This is a genomic window from Providencia sp. PROV252, from assembly GCF_033676005.1.
Taxonomy (GTDB): domain Bacteria; phylum Pseudomonadota; class Gammaproteobacteria; order Enterobacterales; family Enterobacteriaceae; genus Providencia; species Providencia vermicola.
In genome coordinates, this window is record NZ_CP096294.1 from 3,426,316 (window position 1) to 3,442,877 (window position 16,562).

13 protein-coding genes are annotated in these 16,562 nt (G+C 38.8%); 8 read left to right on the plus strand and 5 right to left on the minus strand.

What is annotated here, in order from left to right; genetic code table 11:
* Window positions 1-447 precede the first annotated feature (447 nt).
* From pcnB to panD, 5 genes are all read left to right on the plus strand, one after another.
* On the plus strand, window positions 448-1,794 hold the full coding sequence (gene pcnB, locus M1F05_RS15825; RefSeq protein ID WP_241016797.1) for a polynucleotide adenylyltransferase PcnB: 1,347 nt from the start codon (window positions 448-450) through the stop codon (window positions 1,792-1,794).
* A 14-nt stretch (window positions 1,795-1,808) separates the two neighbouring features.
* Window positions 1,809-2,300, plus strand: a complete 492-nt coding sequence (gene folK / locus M1F05_RS15830; protein WP_206082956.1) for a 2-amino-4-hydroxy-6-hydroxymethyldihydropteridine diphosphokinase — start codon at window positions 1,809-1,811, stop codon at window positions 2,298-2,300.
* Between the two features lie 58 nt (window positions 2,301-2,358).
* Entirely contained in the window at window positions 2,359-3,150 is a 792-nt protein-coding gene (gene panB / locus M1F05_RS15835; protein WP_206082957.1) for a 3-methyl-2-oxobutanoate hydroxymethyltransferase, read from the plus strand.
* A 26-nt stretch (window positions 3,151-3,176) separates the two neighbouring features.
* Entirely contained in the window at window positions 3,177-4,040 is an 864-nt protein-coding gene (gene panC, locus M1F05_RS15840) for a pantoate--beta-alanine ligase (protein WP_206082958.1), read from the plus strand.
* Between the two features lie 610 nt (window positions 4,041-4,650).
* Entirely contained in the window at window positions 4,651-5,031 is a 381-nt protein-coding gene (gene panD, locus M1F05_RS15845; RefSeq protein WP_206082959.1) for an aspartate 1-decarboxylase, read from the plus strand.
* A gap of 115 nt (window positions 5,032-5,146) precedes the next feature.
* On the opposite strand, the gene M1F05_RS15850 is transcribed toward panD, so the two are convergent.
* Together M1F05_RS15850 and M1F05_RS15855 are read right to left on the minus strand one after the other, a co-directional pair.
* Window positions 5,147-5,917, minus strand: coding sequence for an ABC transporter permease (locus tag M1F05_RS15850; RefSeq protein ID WP_206082960.1), 771 nt, complete (start codon window positions 5,915-5,917; stop codon window positions 5,147-5,149).
* Window positions 5,914-6,855 carry an ABC transporter ATP-binding protein gene (locus M1F05_RS15855; RefSeq protein ID WP_206082961.1) on the minus strand — a complete coding sequence of 314 codons (942 nt, stop codon included), beginning with the start codon at window positions 6,853-6,855 and terminating at the stop codon, window positions 5,914-5,916. Before M1F05_RS15855 ends, M1F05_RS15850 begins: the two co-directional genes overlap by 4 nt.
* A gap of 257 nt (window positions 6,856-7,112) precedes the next feature.
* On the opposite strand from M1F05_RS15855, the gene can reads away from it, so the two are divergent.
* Together can and M1F05_RS15865 are read left to right on the plus strand one after the other, a co-directional pair.
* On the plus strand, window positions 7,113-7,769 hold the full coding sequence (gene can, locus M1F05_RS15860) for a carbonate dehydratase (RefSeq protein ID WP_206082962.1): 657 nt from the start codon (window positions 7,113-7,115) through the stop codon (window positions 7,767-7,769).
* Between the two features lie 412 nt (window positions 7,770-8,181).
* Window positions 8,182-12,336, plus strand: coding sequence for a filamentous hemagglutinin N-terminal domain-containing protein (locus M1F05_RS15865; protein ID WP_272516295.1), 4,155 nt, complete (start codon window positions 8,182-8,184; stop codon window positions 12,334-12,336).
* A gap of 70 nt (window positions 12,337-12,406) precedes the next feature.
* Here the strand turns inward: M1F05_RS15865 and hpt are convergent, their stop codons facing one another.
* Together hpt and cueO are read right to left on the minus strand one after the other, a co-directional pair.
* Window positions 12,407-12,943: a hypoxanthine phosphoribosyltransferase gene (gene hpt / locus M1F05_RS15870; protein ID WP_206082964.1), complete on the minus strand. Its 537-nt coding sequence runs from the start codon at window positions 12,941-12,943 to the stop codon at window positions 12,407-12,409.
* Between the two features lie 127 nt (window positions 12,944-13,070).
* Window positions 13,071-14,720: a multicopper oxidase CueO gene (gene cueO, locus M1F05_RS15875; protein WP_318825891.1), complete on the minus strand. Its 1,650-nt coding sequence runs from the start codon at window positions 14,718-14,720 to the stop codon at window positions 13,071-13,073.
* A 240-nt stretch (window positions 14,721-14,960) separates the two neighbouring features.
* On the opposite strand from cueO, the gene M1F05_RS15880 reads away from it, so the two are divergent.
* Complete coding sequence (locus M1F05_RS15880) at window positions 14,961-15,311, plus strand: YacC family pilotin-like protein (protein ID WP_206082966.1); 351 nt, start codon at window positions 14,961-14,963, stop codon at window positions 15,309-15,311.
* 68 nt (window positions 15,312-15,379) lie between these two features.
* Here the strand turns inward: M1F05_RS15880 and M1F05_RS15885 are convergent, their stop codons facing one another.
* Window positions 15,380-16,420, minus strand: coding sequence for an AbrB family transcriptional regulator (locus M1F05_RS15885; protein ID WP_206082967.1), 1,041 nt, complete (start codon window positions 16,418-16,420; stop codon window positions 15,380-15,382).
* Window positions 16,421-16,562: the final 142 nt, after the last annotated feature.

Below are 16,562 nucleotides of genomic sequence, written 5' to 3' on the forward strand. Positions count from 1 at the left end.
TAAGGTATTCTGCGCCATAAGTGATGAAACCAAGAAAAATATCGCTTGTTTTTTAATCTATTTTTATTGATAAAAAAAATGATTAGACGTGACTTTTATTCGTTTAACCATTCTCAAAGAAACTTCTGTGAGCTATGATTAGCCGCTTATTTTGTTTATTGAACATTGGTAATCACATCGAGGTGTACTATTTTTAACCGAGTAGCAAATTTCTGCCGTCACATTTTATCTCGTAATACCACTGCATCGAATAGTGAAGATTCCTTGCAGCACACGCATACTCAGCGAGATACCTCGGCAGCCGGTAAAAGGCCAGTCACTCATTCCGATAAGGAGCAGACATCTCCTCGTACTCGGAACGCTAAACAAACGCCAAAAACAGCGTCTATTAAAAAAACGGTTCGTCAATCTCAACGTGCCGATTCTTCGTCTGAGAAACACCCTACAATGACAACCGAAAATAACGAAAACATTACTGTTATTCCGCGTTCTGAACACTCTATTTCCCGCAGTGACATCAGCGATAATGCGCTGAAAGTCCTCTATCGTTTAAATAAAAGTGGCTATGAAGCCTACTTAGTGGGTGGTGGTGTTCGTGATTTATTATTAGGCCAAAAGCCAAAAGACTTTGATATCACAACAAATGCAACGCCAGAGCAAATCCGTAAGCTATTTCGCAATTGCCGCCTTGTTGGCCGCCGATTCCGCTTAGCGCATATTATGTTTGGCCCTGAGATTATTGAAGTTGCAACTTTCCGCGGACATCATGACCAGAATGCCTCAGATGATAAGAACTTGTCATCACAGGCACAAAATGGCATGTTGCTGCGCGATAACATTTTTGGTTCTATCGAAGAAGACGCTATTCGTCGCGATTTCACCGTTAATAGTCTGTATTACAACATTGATGATTTCACTTTACGTGACTACGTCAATGGATTGGCTGATCTTAAAGCGGGTGTTATTCGTCTTATTGGTGACCCTGAAACTCGTTACCGCGAAGACCCTGTTAGAATGCTCAGGGCAGTACGCTTTGCGTGTAAGTTGGATATGACTATTGAGCCAAAAACCGCAGACCCAATTTATCATCTTGCTCCATTATTAAGGGAAATTCCTTCTGCAAGATTATTTGAAGAGTCCTTAAAATTACTTCAAGCAGGTCAAGGTTATTCAACGTACAAGATGCTCAAGAAATTTGGTTTATTTGAGCAACTATTCCCTGTTATTTCGAGCCGTTTTAGTGAAACTGATGACTCGCCAATGGAAAAAATCATTGAGCAAGTCTTGAAAAACACAGACTTCAGGCTTAAAAACGATAAGCGTGTCAACCCTGCATTTTTATTTGCGGCCATGTTATGGTATCCCGTTACTGAACATGCAGAGAAGCTGTCCCAAGAAGGTGGCCTCGCTTATTATGATGCCTTTGCCCTTGCGATGAATGATATTTTAGATGAGCAATGTCGTTCAATTGCCATCCCTAAACGTATCACGACAACAATGCGTGATATCTGGTTACTGCAATTACGCTTACCACGCCGCCAAGGGCGACGCGCCAATAAATTAATGGAGCACCCAAAGTTCCGTGCCGCCTTTGATTTATTAGAGCTTAGAGCCAATGTAGAACATCGTAATGAGCTACAAGAACTGGCACTATGGTGGGCAGATTTTCAGCAAGCTAACAACAGTAAGCAGCGTGAGATGATTTCAGAATTAGGCAATGCCCCAACTCGCCGCCGTCATCGCCCGCAACGCTCCTCTCATGCAGGGGCACGCAAACCCAATAAATCGTCATAAATAGAGAGCCCGTTATGGAACAAGTCTATATTGCTGTAGGAAGTAACCTTGGTGAGCCTCTTAAACAGGCACAACAAGCTATTGCAGCATTAGACGCTATTCCTAATAGCCATGTTACTGCAACATCATCTATTTACCGCACGAAGCCGTTAGGCCCGCAAAATCAGCCAGATTTTTTAAATCTGGCTGTATGTCTTGAAACAACGCTTGAGCCAGAAGCACTACTCAACTATACCCAACAAATCGAGCTTGACCTTGGTCGTGTGCGCAAAGACGAACGCTGGGGGCCGAGAACCCTCGATCTCGATATCATGCTTTTTGGTAACCGTGTTATTAATACACCACGATTAACGGTTCCACACTATGGGCTGAAGGAGCGAGAATTTATGTTGTATCCACTCAGCGAACTTGCCCCTACTCTTGTTTTTCCAGATGGTGAATTGCTGTCTGAAAGACTCACACACGTCCCGCGTAACGGCCTAACATTTTGGGATATTAACGCCTAAAATAATCAACCTCTTCTGAGGTGTGGTCGTTGGGAGATCATTTCCGGAGGTTATTATAATGAAACCAATTTCTCTGGCTGATTTATGTCAGTTTAAAAAAGACAAACGCAAATTTGCTACCATGACCGCCTACGATGCAAGCTTTGCTCAATTATTTTATGAGCAAGGGATCCAAGTGATGCTGGTAGGTGACTCGTTAGGTATGACTATTCAAGGTGAAACCAGCACATTACCCGTTACTGTCGAACAAATTGCCTACCATACCCGCTGCGTCCGCAAAGGTGCACCAGACGCCTTTATCATCGCAGACATGCCATTTATGAGCTACGCTACCCCAGAGCAAGCCTGTGCTAATGCCGCTATTCTTATGCAGGCGGGAGCAAACATGGTTAAAATCGAAGGTGGTAGCTGGTTATGTGATACGGTCAAAATGCTAACTGAACGTTCTGTGCCTGTTTGTGGCCATTTAGGGTTAACACCACAAGCGGTGAATGTACTGGGTGGGTACAAAGTACAAGGTCGTGACGAAGTGACAGCTAATCAGCTAGTAAAAGATGCAATTGCCCTCGAAAATGCAGGGATACAGCTGTTAGTGCTTGAATGTGTGCCAACGTCATTAGCTAACCACGTCACAGAAGAATTGTTATTACCCGTTATTGGTATTGGCGCAGGAAATGGAACGGATGGGCAAATTTTGGTGATGCATGATGCGTTAGGGATTACCGCTCGCCCACCGAAATTTGCGAAAAATTTCCTTGCGCAGGCAGGCAACATGCATGATGCCATCCGCTTGTATATTCAAGAAGTGGAAGCAGGCATTTACCCAGCTGAAGCTCATTCATTTTCTTAATTGACTCATATATAAGGACGACTTGTATGCTTATCGTTGAAACGGCACTGATACTTCGCCGCGAAATTCGCCGTTGGAAACAAGAAGGCAAACGCATCGCACTTGTCCCAACGATGGGAAATTTGCATGATGGTCACTTAACGCTGATTGACCAAGCCAAACAGCAAGCTGATATTGTTATTGCGAGTATTTTTGTTAACCCAATGCAATTTGATAGACAATCAGACCTCGCAAATTACCCTCGCACACTGCAAGAAGACTGTGAAAAACTCAAACGTAAGGGCGTAAATTTAATTTTTGCACCCTCTTCGCAAGAATTCTACCCTGACGGTATGGAAAAACAGACTTTTGTTGAAGTGCCTGAGTTATCAACGATGTTAGAAGGTGCAAGCCGCCCTGGGCATTTTAAGGGCGTAGCTACGGTTATCACAAAGCTGTTTAACCTCGTTCAGCCTGAAATTGCCTTATTTGGTGAAAAAGACTATCAACAACTGCAATTAATTCGTAAATTAGTTAATGACTTATCTTTTGATACCCAAATTATCAGTGTCCCAACAGTGAGAGCCAAAAATGGTCTAGCACTGAGCTCTCGTAATAACAATTTATCTGCCGATGAGCTAAAAACCGCACCTATGCTGTATCAAATTATGCAACAAGCGGGAGAAAAATTAGTAATTGAGCCAAGTTCATCTGACGATATTATTGCCGACATGAATAACAGCTTACGTGAAGCAGGTTTTACCCCTGACGAACTGTTTATTCGTGATGCAGAAACATTATTGCCACTTAGTGATACAAGCAAACGTGCTGTAATTTTAATGGCTGCATGGTTAGGTCAAACCCGTTTAATTGACAATTTACAAGTTGACCTGAAACGCGATATTAAATAAAACAATAAGACTTATAATACTTTCACAGCAACCATCTTGCTGCGTTGATAATCCAGTTACGACTTTACATTGGACGTAACCAACAACGCTGCAGTTTGAAGGCACAATGATTTCTTCAAAGTCATTCAGATTGCAGCTAGGCGGCAAGTAAATGAGTTCCTGGGAACATACATAAGTATGTGACTAGGGCGAATGCACGTAGCCAACAACGCTGCAGTTTGAAGGCACAATGATTTCTTCAAAGTCATTCAGATTGCAGCTAGGCGGCAAGTAAGTGAGTTCCTGGGAACATACATAAGTATGTGACTAGGGCGAATGCACGTAGCCAACAACGCTGCAGTTTGAAGGCACAATGAATTTCTTCAAAGTCATTCAGATTGCAGCTAGGCGGCAAGTAAGTGAGTTCCTGGGAACATACATAAGTATGTGACTAGGGCGAATGCACGTAGCCAACAACGCTGCAGTTTGAAGGCACAATGATTTCTTCAAAGTCATTCAGATTGCAGCTAGGCGGCAAGTAAGTGAGTTCCTGGGAACATACATAAGTATGTGACTAGGGCGAATGCACGTAGCCAACAACGCTGCAGTTTGAAGGACGAAGAAGAAAAAAATGTTAAGAAAAATGTTACAAGGCAAACTCCACCGAGTCACTGTCACTCAGGCTGACCTCCACTACGAGGGTTCTTGTGCTATCGACCAAGACTTTATGGACGCTGCGGGTATCCTTGAATACGAAGCCATTGATATTTATAACGTTGATAATGGTGAACGCTTTTCAACTTATGCTATTTCGGGGGAAAGAGGCTCGCGTATCATTTCCGTTAATGGCGCTGCTGCTCGTCGTGCTGCGGTGGGTGATAAGCTGATCATCTGTTCATATGTGAATATGAGTGATGAAGATGCTCGCACTCACAAGCCAAACGTCGCTTACTTTGATGAAAATAATGTGATGAGCCGAATTGCAAAAGCAGTCCCTGTACAAGTGGCTTAGCCCGTAACTTACATATTTAACTAACTGATAATTATGTTATTTAAATATAAAAAGCTGCTTTTGCTATATTGCATAGCAAAAGCAGCTTTTTCATACAGAATTCAATCGTCCATTCTTAGCTTCTAAGCCCTCTACCCTGCTCAATTAAATACCAGGTCAGTAAATAGAAAACGACTAAGAAAATCATTAGTACTCCAAGTGTAATTGCAATTGACACATCTGCAATACCAAGAAAACCATACCTAAACCCGCTAATCATATAAACGATGGGGTTTAACTTTGACACGGCTTGCCAGAATGGCGGCAATAACGATAAGGAATAAAATACCCCACCCAAGTAAGTTAAGGGTGTTAGTACAAACGTTGGTACAATACTAATATCATCAAATGTTTTTGCAAAAATCGCATTTAATAGCCCAGCAAGTGAAAACACAATCGCTGTGAGCAATAGTGTCACCACGACCATAATCCATGAATGCACCTGTAGTGGAATAAAAAACAAAGAAACCAATGTGACGAGGAAACCAACTAAAATTCCTCTCGCAACACCACCACCAACAAAACCAGCGATAATAATATGCGTTGGAACAGGCGCAACAAGTAATTCTTCAATATTTTTTTGGAATTTTGAACCAAAAAATGATGAACAAACATTCGAATATGAATTGGTAATAACAGCCATCATAATCAGACCAGGAACGATAAATTGCATATAATCTACCCCTCCCATATCACCAATTCGTGAACCAATTAAATTACCAAAAATCACAAAATACAGCGACATGGTGATCACGGGTGGTAATAATGTTTGTATCCAAATACGGCCAAACCGAGTGACTTCTTTTATCCAAATAGTTTTTAATGCAACCCAGTATAATGAGATCATCTTGTTATCTCCTTTTCGGTCGCATTACTTTCTTTTTTGACTAAACTAACAAATAATTCTTCCAAACGATTTGCCTTATTACGCATACTTAAAATTTGGATACCTTGTTCGCTAAATTGACTAAAGACACTATTTAGCCCCTGCTCTCTCTTTACATCCACTTCAATCGTTGATGTGTCTACCAAACGAGATTCATACCCTAATAATTGTGGTATAGGACTTTTTGGCATTAAATCAAAAATAAAGGTCTCTGACTCTAATTTGCTCAACAACTGTTTCATACTGGTATTTTCAACAAGTTCACCGTGTTGAATGATACCGATATTACGACACAGCATTTCTGCTTCTTCTAAATAGTGCGTTGTTAAAATAATTGTTGTGCCTTGTGCATTCAAATTCTTTAAAAAAGACCACATAGAACGGCGTAATTCAATATCAACACCCGCAGTAGGTTCGTCCAAAATTAATAACTTTGGTTGATGCATTAACGCTCGAGCGATCATTAATCGGCGTTTCATCCCGCCTGATAAATTACGAGCGCGTTCATCACGTTTCTCCCACAAATCCAATTGCGTCAAATATTGTTCAGCACGTTGGATGGCAACAGAACGCGGGACACCATAATAACCCGCTTGGTTTAGGACAATCTGCAAAACGGTCTCAAATGGGTTGAAGTTAAATTCTTGAGGGACCAACCCGAGTTGCTGCTTCGCAAGTACAACTTGTTTTTCTAAGTCATAGCCAAATACTTTAACTGAGCCGCTCGTTTTATTTACTAATGAGCTGATAATACCGATAGTTGTTGATTTGCCTGCGCCATTAGGCCCAAGCAAAGCATAAAAGTCACCATCTTCAACATATAAGTCGATTCCTCGCAGAGCCTTAACGCCACCTGAATAGGTTTTTGTTAACTGCGATAACTCAAGTGCATACGTCATATATAAAAAAACCCTTTATTCTTAGGACGGTTTGGAGGCAATATACTCTTATGATGCCACTTTTTTCTGCTCTATGTTATGCAGAAAAGAGATAATAGATTTATATAAGATAATTCAATATGTTACTAATTGAGGGTTGTCTTGTCTAAATGAGTGGTTCATTATACCAATGTTGTAATTAGTATAACTAATTATTAATTAATCAATAAATGTTGTATAAGATTTTATCGCACAGTAACACAACTAGGCTATAAGTCATGATGAGAAAAATCGAAGAGCTGTTTGCTAATAATGAAGCATGGTCAGCCTCTGTAAAAGAACAAGATCCTGAATTCTTTAAAGAATTATCAAAAGCACAAAAGCCAAGATTCCTATGGATTGGCTGTTCAGACAGTCGAGTTCCTGCTGAAAAATTGATCAATGCAGCGCCTGGTGATCTATTCGTTCACCGTAATGTTGCAAACTTAGTTATCCATACCGACCTTAACTGCTTATCCGTCATTCAATATGCTGTCGATGTTCTGCAAGTTGAACATATCATCATTTGTGGCCATTACGGCTGTGGTGGTATTGAAGCGGCTGTTGATAATACCGAACTTGGTTTAATTAATAACTGGTTACTTCACATACGTGACATATGGTATAGGCATAGCTCAATGTTAGGCGAACTCAAACCTTGTGAACGCTTAGACCGTTTATGTGAATTAAATGTTGTTGAACAAGTTTATAACTTAGGACATTCTACAATTATGCAATCAGCGTGGAAGCGTGGCCAAAAAGTGATGATCCACGGTTGGGTCTACGGTATTAATAATGGCCGTTTACAAGATTTGCATATTACTGCAGATAGCAGAGAAAAACTCGAACTTTGTTATAGGGAATCTATTGCAACATTAACACAAAAAAATAAATAAAGTTACAAATTGAAAGCTCTCTTATGAGGGCTTTTAATTACAAACATCCTAATTCAGAGTAATAAAAAATAAATAAAAATATAAATAAAAGAAACAAATAAAAATATAAAACAAAATTTAACATTAACAATAATTAAGAGTAAATAAGTAAGTATACAAGCATAAGTAATAACACATACCCACCCCGCCGCAGAGTAAACATTATCAATTGATAATAAAAGAATTAATCATTAAATATACACTTTAACCTGCTTTTATTAAATCCCCAACATTTTGTTTCATAAAAAAAACACAATCTCAATTAAGTATTTTTAAATATACTTATTTTTATTTTCACTCATAATTTATTGGTCATAATAAAATATCATTATTTTACAAATATTAATCTCAAATCATATTTAGGGATATTTCTATGAGTCAGCCTATTCAAATTGGGTCCTATACACCCACGTTAAAGCTAAAACCGATTGTTTTATGTGTTTCCGCCATTTTAGGTATTACTTCTGTCGCTCAAGCAGAAATAATTAATACCAATGGTGCCGGCGTCATGAATAACAGTAATGGTCCAACGATCGTCCATATTAATAAAGCCAGCGATAAAGGTGTTTCTCACAATATATACAGTAAGTTTGATGTTGATAATAAAGGGGTTATTCTAAATAATAGCAAGGATAATGTTAATACCCAATTGGGTGGAATGATTAACGGCAACCTTAATTTATCAGGTGGTGAAGCCTCCGTTATTATTAACGAAGTCAACTCCAATAATGCAACAAACTTAAACGGTATGGTTGAAGTTGCAGGTAAAAAAGCACAAGTGATTGTTGCTAACGCATCTGGAATTACTTGTAATAGTTGTGGATTTATTAATACCGAAAGTACCACACTCACAACAGGTAAACCTATTGTGACTAACGGTGAATTGCTTGGCTATAACGTATCCAAAGGGCAAATTATCGTTAATAAAGGTTTAACTTCTGATTCCCCTACTGAAATTATCGCGCGTTCAGCGGTGATTAACGGTCAACTGAAAGCAAAAGAGCTCAAAGTCGTCACTGGACATAACTTTGTCGATACTAACGGTGATGTTGTCTCTACTGTTGCAGCTACAGGTAGTAGACCTTCTGTGGGTATTGATGTTTCTGCGTTAGGTGGTATGTACGCTGATAAAATCACCTTAATCTCTACTGAAAATGGAGTCGGTGTAAAAAATAAGGGGATTATATCAGCGGGTGATAAAGGCTTATCGGCTAAATCTGCATGGGTTTTCTCTAATGAGAGTAACAAAATAGAGTCTTCTGGTGATATTGACTTAAACGTAAACACTTTTCATAACAAAGGGTTAGTCAGTGCTAAAAATGATCTTAATATTCTGACGAATGAAACTAATTCTGGATATGTAACCTTTGATAACGATAAAGGCAAACTTATTTCAACCTCAGGTGATATTAATTTACGCACCAATAATACTGTTTTAAACCGTAACGGTGGGAGCATCCAAGCTAAAAATAATATTAATATTAAAACCAATGAGATTCAAAATGGTGGCGGTTTAATCAAAGCCGAGACAGGTGATGTCAATATTGACGCTAGAGGTACAATTTATCAGTGGCGTGAATATTCAAGTGTCAGACCTGAAGATAGAATTATTGCTGGTAGAGATATTAATATTACCGCAGATAGAATTATTAGTGAAAATGCTAAAATTGATGCAGGCAGAGATGTCATTTTAAACACTGTATCCTCTATAGAAAATACTAACTCTGTTATCACGGCTAAACGTAGAATGAGCATTGATGCGAATAGTCTAACAAATAAATCATCATCGATTACTGCCACTAATGCTAAATCTGATTTAAATGTCACTAATTATATTACTAATGACGCAAACTCAGTCATCAGTAGTGGTCGTGGATTAAATATTACATCTGCAAGGCTCACTAATGCAGGTAAAATCATTTCCCCAACTAATGTACCAAATACGGTTCCAACGCCAACCTACGAGTCCAACATTAATGTTAAAGATATTGATAATAAAGGCGGTTTCATTGCTGGCGATAAACTAAGCATTACGTCTGATTTTATCTATAATGACCAAGGTTTTATTGATGCAAAAACACTTGATATCAATGCTAACTATTTAAACAATAACGGTGGATATATTCGTTCATATAACAATATGGCGTTAAATACTCATCAACTAAATAATTATAATTCAAGTAATTTTAGCCGAGTTTCCAGTAAATTTGGGTTAATCAATAAAGTGGGTGGTATTGAAACCTTAAATGGTGGCATTACCGTTACAGGTCATTACCTATATAATAACTACGGGTTATTCAAAAGCGCAGCCCAAGATAGAGCTGCACCTTTGGGTGGTATGGAGTTTAATTTAACGGGTGATTTTAATAATACTTATGGTGAACTAACCAGCGATAATAGTATTGCTATCAACACTAAATCACTCAATAATTACTGGGGTAAAATTAACTCTGGCAATAAATTAATCATTAAATCGACAGGTTCCATTAATAATTACTATGGAAAACTATCGTCACTAGGTGTTACTGAACTTTATACCCCTTCAGTTTTAACCTATGATTCAAACGAAACCTATAGTGTTGATGGTACTGGTATCATTTATAGACCTGATGGTCTAAATATTATTCATATCAAAAAGCCTACTGATAAAGGTATTTCACATAATACTTATCAAAGCTTCAATGTGAAAGATAAAGGAGTCATCTTTAATAATAGTAGTTCATTAACCACAACTCAGTTAGCTGGCAATATTAATGGTAATGACAATATAACAGCAGGAAAAGAAGCTCAAATTATTCTTAATGAAGTTGTCGGTAATAGCATCAGTACCATTAATGGTATGATGGAAGTTGCAGGTAATGCGGCTCAAGTCATTGTGGCTAATGCATCAGGTATTACCTGTAATAGTTGTGGCTTTATTAACGCAGAACGTGGGGCATTTGTCACCGGTACACCATTAGTCGTTGCTGGTAATTTAATTGGCTATAATGTTACTAAAGGACAAGTCACTATAAATAAAGCAATATCCTCAGCTGATGCAATTGATTTTATTGCTCGCTCAGTACTTATTAGTGGTGATGTTAATGCAAAAGAGTTAAATATCGCTACAGGTAATAACTTATTTGATGCAAATGGTAATGAGTTATCTACACTGACTAATACCAATATCTCTAGTAAAGGGGTGACCATTGGAGCTAATGGGAAATTAAATGCTGATAAAATCAATATTAATTCAGTCGGTTCAGGTTATTTACTTAATAACAATGGTTTAATTAATGCAGGAAGTACGGGATTAACCGTTAATTCGGATTCTATTTACAATACCGCAGTGATCCAATCTGTCGGTGACATTAATATAACATCGACTAGCAACATTGTATTTAATAATAAAAATTCCATTACATCTAGTGCCGGCAATGTTGATATAACATCTAATGGCCAAATGGTAAATCATCCTAGTGCATTAATTAGCGCTTACAAAAATGTCAGTATTAATTCCCTTGATAGCTTTTACGGTAGTGGAAGCTTAGTTAAATCAATCACTGGTAATATTGATTTTAATTTAGCAAAAAGTTTCATTCATTGGAGTGGATATTACAGTAAATGGGGTGCAGATACAGTTATTGCTGCAGGCGATATTAATATAAATGCTGCATCAGCGACTATTGAAAAAGCAAATGTTAGCGCAGGCAGAGACTTTACCTACACGGGTTCTAATTTAAGCATTGGTAAGTCTAGTACTGTGAGTGCTAATCGTCGTGTTATCATTGATACTGACAATTTAAATAATAGCGCTTCCGTTCTTAAGGCTGAAACTGGTCGTATGGATATTACCGCACGAAATGCAATACAAAATGACAGTACCTCAGTAATTAGTAGCGATAAACTGTTAAATATTACAACGCCTAAATTAACTAACACAGGTGTTATCGCCTCAGGAAATGGTAAATCAACATTCCGTGTCGATAATTTGGTTAATACTGCAGGTTATATTAAAGGTTTTAATCTTAACTTTATCTCTGAGTATCTAAACAATACAAACGGGTTGATTAAAGCTGATAATAATATTGTGATGGATGCAACGTATGTCTCTAATACTAATTCCTCTAACTTTAGCAGATATGCGACCTACCTTGGCTTAGTACAACAAAATGGTGGAATTATCGCTGAAAATGGCAGTATCAAAATGCAAGGTACCCAATTGAATAATACTTCTGGCATTATTCAAACCAATGCTGTCTTCCCTGCTTCTGGCGAAGCCGATATTAATATTACAATGGGTAATGAAATCATTAACAACTATGCTCAAATAAAAAGCGCAGGAAATCTGAAAGCAACTGCAAATACAATTTCCAACTATAGTGGTTTAATGAATGCAGACCTTGGCTTAACCGCTAAAGCTACGCATTCTATTAATAACTATAATGGAAAAATTAACTCAAGAAATGTCACTACAGTGACAACACCTAGCCTATCAAACACTAACGGGCAAATCTTGGGCAGCAATGTCATCATTAATACCCCCTAAAATATGACTGGTATGCCATAAAACAAAAAGGACAGCTTAGCTGTCCTTTTTTATGGGATTGCCCAGAATATTAATCTTCGAGTAACGTTACATGGCCAATATAAGGCAAATGACGGTACTGTTGTGCGTAGTCGATACCATAACCAACAACGAATTTATCTTCGATTGAGTAACCAATCCATTCAACTGGAACATCCACTTCACGGCGTGATGGTTTATCCAACAATGTGCAAATAGCGACAGATTTAGGGCCGCGTAATTCGAAAATCTCACGAACTTTATTTAAGGTATTACCAGAGTCGATAATATCTTCAACAATTAAAACGTGCTTATCACGAATATCTTCGTCCAAGTCTTTGACAATTTTAACATCACGGCTCGATGTCATCGCATTGCCGTAACTTGAAACAGTCATAAAATCAACTTCATGGGGAACATTAATTTTACGGCATAAATCTGCCATAAAAATGAATGACCCTTTTAATAAACCAACAAGGACTAAATCGCCTTCAAGTGGTTGATAATGAGCACTGATTTTTTCAGCTAATTCGCTGATTCGTTGAGCAATCTCTTCTTCAGAGATCATGACTTCAAGGGTATGTTTCATCTTCAATTACGCATCTATGGGAATGGAAAGCGCGTAATTTTACCATAGGCGAAGCGTAGATACTAATAAAGGAAAATGCAGCAATAACATTTAATGCTGCATTTCGTCCTAAAACTAAAGTATTTGGTTAACTCACTGTAAAACCAAGCATCATTCCTGTGTCTTCATGTTCTAATAAATGGCAATGTGCCATATACGGATGCTCTTTCGTCGCAGGGTGTTTAAATTCCACTAAAATTTCGCTCACCTGCCCTTCAACTTTAACAATATCTTTCCAGCCTTGGCGATGCGGCTCAACAGCCTGGCCATTTTCTTTCAGGATACGGAATCGAGTTCCGTGTACATGGAATGGATGCAACATCATGTCACCACGCCCTGAAACGACCCATATTTCTTGGCGGTTCATTGGCGCATCAAATGCTGGGTGTGTCATTGAGAACACTTGCCCGTTAATGGTATTCGCGTTATGGATATCTAAATCACCAGTCCCTGTGCCGCAATGCCCGCCATTCCCCATGCCACCTCGCATATTTCCACTACCCATATTACCTTGACTCATATTACCATGGTTCATGGTGCCATTGTTCATCATCGCGCCATGCCCCATATTGCTCATCATCGCGCCATGACCGCCCATGTTCCCCATCGCTTGAGCACCATACTTTTCGCGCAGCATCATCATACCTTGCATGTCTAAACGCATATCCATCATAAGGTGGAAACGGCGGCGATTTAATCCTGCTAAAGAAGGGATTGCAGAAATTGCAGCAAGAGTTGAAGGTAATTTACCTTCACCATTTGTTAATGTAGTTTCGATACGTAAAACAGGTAGAGGTTGGTCAAATGGTGCAATAGTCATCCCCATTTGCCCTACGGGTAATGTCACTAAATCAAATGCACGACCATCTGAAGCATCAATTAGCACCTCAAAACGCTCCCCCATTAAAATCGGTAATTCCGTCAATCCAACTGGCTCAGCGAGTAAACCGCCATCACTGGCGATAACATACATTTTACGACCATCACTCGTTGAAATGTTTAGGCTACGGACATTACAGCCATTGAGTAATCGTAGGCGGATCCAACCTTTTGGTGCTACGTGTTTCGGGTAAACTGTCCCGTTCGTAAGCATTAAGTCACCAAACCAACCTACCGCAGCGCTCATCACATCTAGTTGGTAATCGATTTGCCCATCATCTTTTAAGCGTTTATCCTGTAAAATAACGGGAATATCATCAACTCCCCAAGCGTTCGGCAAACCATGTTTTGCCGTGTCATCATCTTGAATTAGCACAAGGCCTGCCAGCCCCATCGCCACTTGGTATCCGGTTTTTCCATGAGTGTGAGGATGGAACCAACAAGTCGCTTCGCTTTGATTTACCGTAAAATTTACGTTACGACTGGCACCAGGTTGGATTATAGCTTGAGGGCCGCCATCTTGTTCACCTGAAATTTCTAAGCCGTGCCAGTGAACAGTGGTATCTTCAGGGAGCTGATTCACAATATTAATATTAACACTTTGGCCATTTTTTAAGCTGATTGCTGGGCCGAGCAAATCACCGTTATACCCCCATGTAGTCGTTTTCTTACCAGGGACAAATTGGGATGTTCCTTGCTTGATCGCCAATTGAATATTCCCTTGAGCATCAGGCTCTAGTAACGGGGGAATTGCCAATGTGGGATAGTTTTCAGCCGCTACTGCGATGCGGCTCCAAATAGGCAGCGCACTTGCAGCATATGTGATAGCACTTAATTTTAAAAAATCGCGACGTAACATTGATAACCTTCCTTTTATTATCAAATCAATAATCACTGGCAGAGTATGTTGAGGGAAATTACCCTTTCTCTGCAAAACATGGTTTAATAAAACAAATGATAAAGCCTCCCCTTACAGGAAGGTCAATAAACCCACTCAATAATTATGGGTTTATTACATTCATTTAAGAAAAATATAGTTGACTAACAATTCTATTCTTATGCTAACGTTACTTGACATAGAAACCCGATAGAATAAAGAATGCGCAAATTTATATTAATGATGTCATGCATAATGACTCTGTTAGGGATAACCAATTCTGCCAGAGCTCTTGCCCCTAACGAAGCTGAAGATCTGGCTGATCTGACGGCTGTTTTTATTTACCTAAAATATGACTGTGGGTACTCACAAATTCCCGATAGAGAAATTGAACGCGCTATCGTGTACTTTGCGAAAAGCAATAAATGGGATTTGAGCAACTACAACTCTGAAAAAATGACTCAGCTAAATAAAGAAAGTTATAACGACTTGAAGGGAATACCACTCACACAAGAGTTTAAATGCCAGTCACTCGCACGGGATTCACTTGGCCTTTTCGCCTACGTAAAATAACCCCATGCTCTAAGTCGAGAAAACATGCAAGGATTTAAGTGCATGTTTTCTTCTCCTACTAAGCACATTTATTGCATTTTTTTAGCCCTACGTTCTTGCCAAAATAAAACAACAGATGGAATGCTTTGAATAATCACCATGCGGATAATATGATTCGACATGACAAATCCTGCATCCAAATTCATTGTAATTGCAGCAAAAGTCATCGCTTCCATACTACCTGGCGCCCAAGCAAGTAATAATACCGAAATGTCATACCCCGTTAACCATGCTGCAAATACCGTAATCAAGAATGTCAAAATAATATTGATGACGACAACTTGCGCAGAGGAGTAAATATTTTTAATTAATGATGAAAGCGGAAAAACCACAAAGTGATTACCGATATTCATCCCAATTAATACCATACTCAGTTCAGTCAGCATTAATGGGAAGTTTAATGGAATATCAACCCAACTTTGTATTAATGTTGCTGCGGCTAATGATGTGAGCATATAAGGTGCAGGAACTCTAAAACGCTGCAATATCAAGCCTGTAATCACCCCAACAACAACAATGAGCAATAACCACATTGTTGCAGCCAGCGTTAATGAAGGAAACTCGATAATCGGTTGCGGATCGCCATCGCTCCCAACCACAATCCCAGCTAATAAAATTAATATAATAAGGCGAATAGTATGGGAAATAACAATCTTCTGTGGTGGTGTGTGAGTATGGTCAGTTAAGGCCAAAATGGCAGCCATTGCCCCTGGTACAGACCCCAACATAGCTTCTTGTTTTGTCCAGCCAACCTTGCGGTAAAACCAAAAAAAACTAAAGGAAAATTGCACAGCTAGGCACACAACTAACATCAATAACAGCAAGAATAAATTATCAGCCTCATTGAGCGAAACCTGGTTAAACATCAAACCAACCGAGGTACCTAATGTCACTTGAACAAAAGAAATTGTGTGTTTTGGTATAGCAAAAGAAATGCCAAAGCGATGAAAAATGATAACAGCGATAATTGGGCCAAACATCAGTGCAAGTGGGACACCAAGGTAAGTTAGTCCCCCTCCAATCACTGCGCAAACAACGATCCCAATTATCATATTAAATAATTTCATCATACAACATTAACCGTTAAGATTATTTATAGTCTTAATTTATATCATATTATTAATGCCTGATGACCTTAGTTTTCATTTATTTATTATGATAGTGATCATTCACTGCGGTTTTACCATTATTAGTTTTTGATTTCCTTATTTT

Bases quoted from the DNA above. Each gene is read 5' to 3' on its own strand.
- can (WP_206082962.1), top strand. From the start codon at position 7,113: ATGATGAGAAAAATCGAAGAGCTGTTTGCTAATAATGAAGCATGGTCA.
- panB (WP_206082957.1), top strand. From the start codon at position 2,359: ATGAAACCAATTTCTCTGGCTGATTTATGTCAGTTTAAAAAAGACAAA.
- M1F05_RS15880 (WP_206082966.1), top strand. From the start codon at position 14,961: ATGCGCAAATTTATATTAATGATGTCATGCATAATGACTCTGTTAGGG.
- M1F05_RS15850 (WP_206082960.1), bottom strand. From the start codon at position 5,917: ATGATCTCATTATACTGGGTTGCATTAAAAACTATTTGGATAAAAGAA.
- panD (WP_206082959.1), top strand. From the start codon at position 4,651: ATGTTAAGAAAAATGTTACAAGGCAAACTCCACCGAGTCACTGTCACT.
- panC (WP_206082958.1), top strand. From the start codon at position 3,177: ATGCTTATCGTTGAAACGGCACTGATACTTCGCCGCGAAATTCGCCGT.
- folK (WP_206082956.1), top strand. From the start codon at position 1,809: ATGGAACAAGTCTATATTGCTGTAGGAAGTAACCTTGGTGAGCCTCTT.
- M1F05_RS15865 (WP_272516295.1), top strand. From the start codon at position 8,182: ATGAGTCAGCCTATTCAAATTGGGTCCTATACACCCACGTTAAAGCTA.
- pcnB (WP_241016797.1), top strand. From the start codon at position 448: ATGACAACCGAAAATAACGAAAACATTACTGTTATTCCGCGTTCTGAA.
- hpt (WP_206082964.1), bottom strand. From the start codon at position 12,943: ATGAAACATACCCTTGAAGTCATGATCTCTGAAGAAGAGATTGCTCAA.
- M1F05_RS15885 (WP_206082967.1), bottom strand. From the start codon at position 16,420: ATGATGAAATTATTTAATATGATAATTGGGATCGTTGTTTGCGCAGTG.
- cueO (WP_318825891.1), bottom strand. From the start codon at position 14,720: ATGTTACGTCGCGATTTTTTAAAATTAAGTGCTATCACATATGCTGCA.
- M1F05_RS15855 (WP_206082961.1), bottom strand. From the start codon at position 6,855: ATGACGTATGCACTTGAGTTATCGCAGTTAACAAAAACCTATTCAGGT.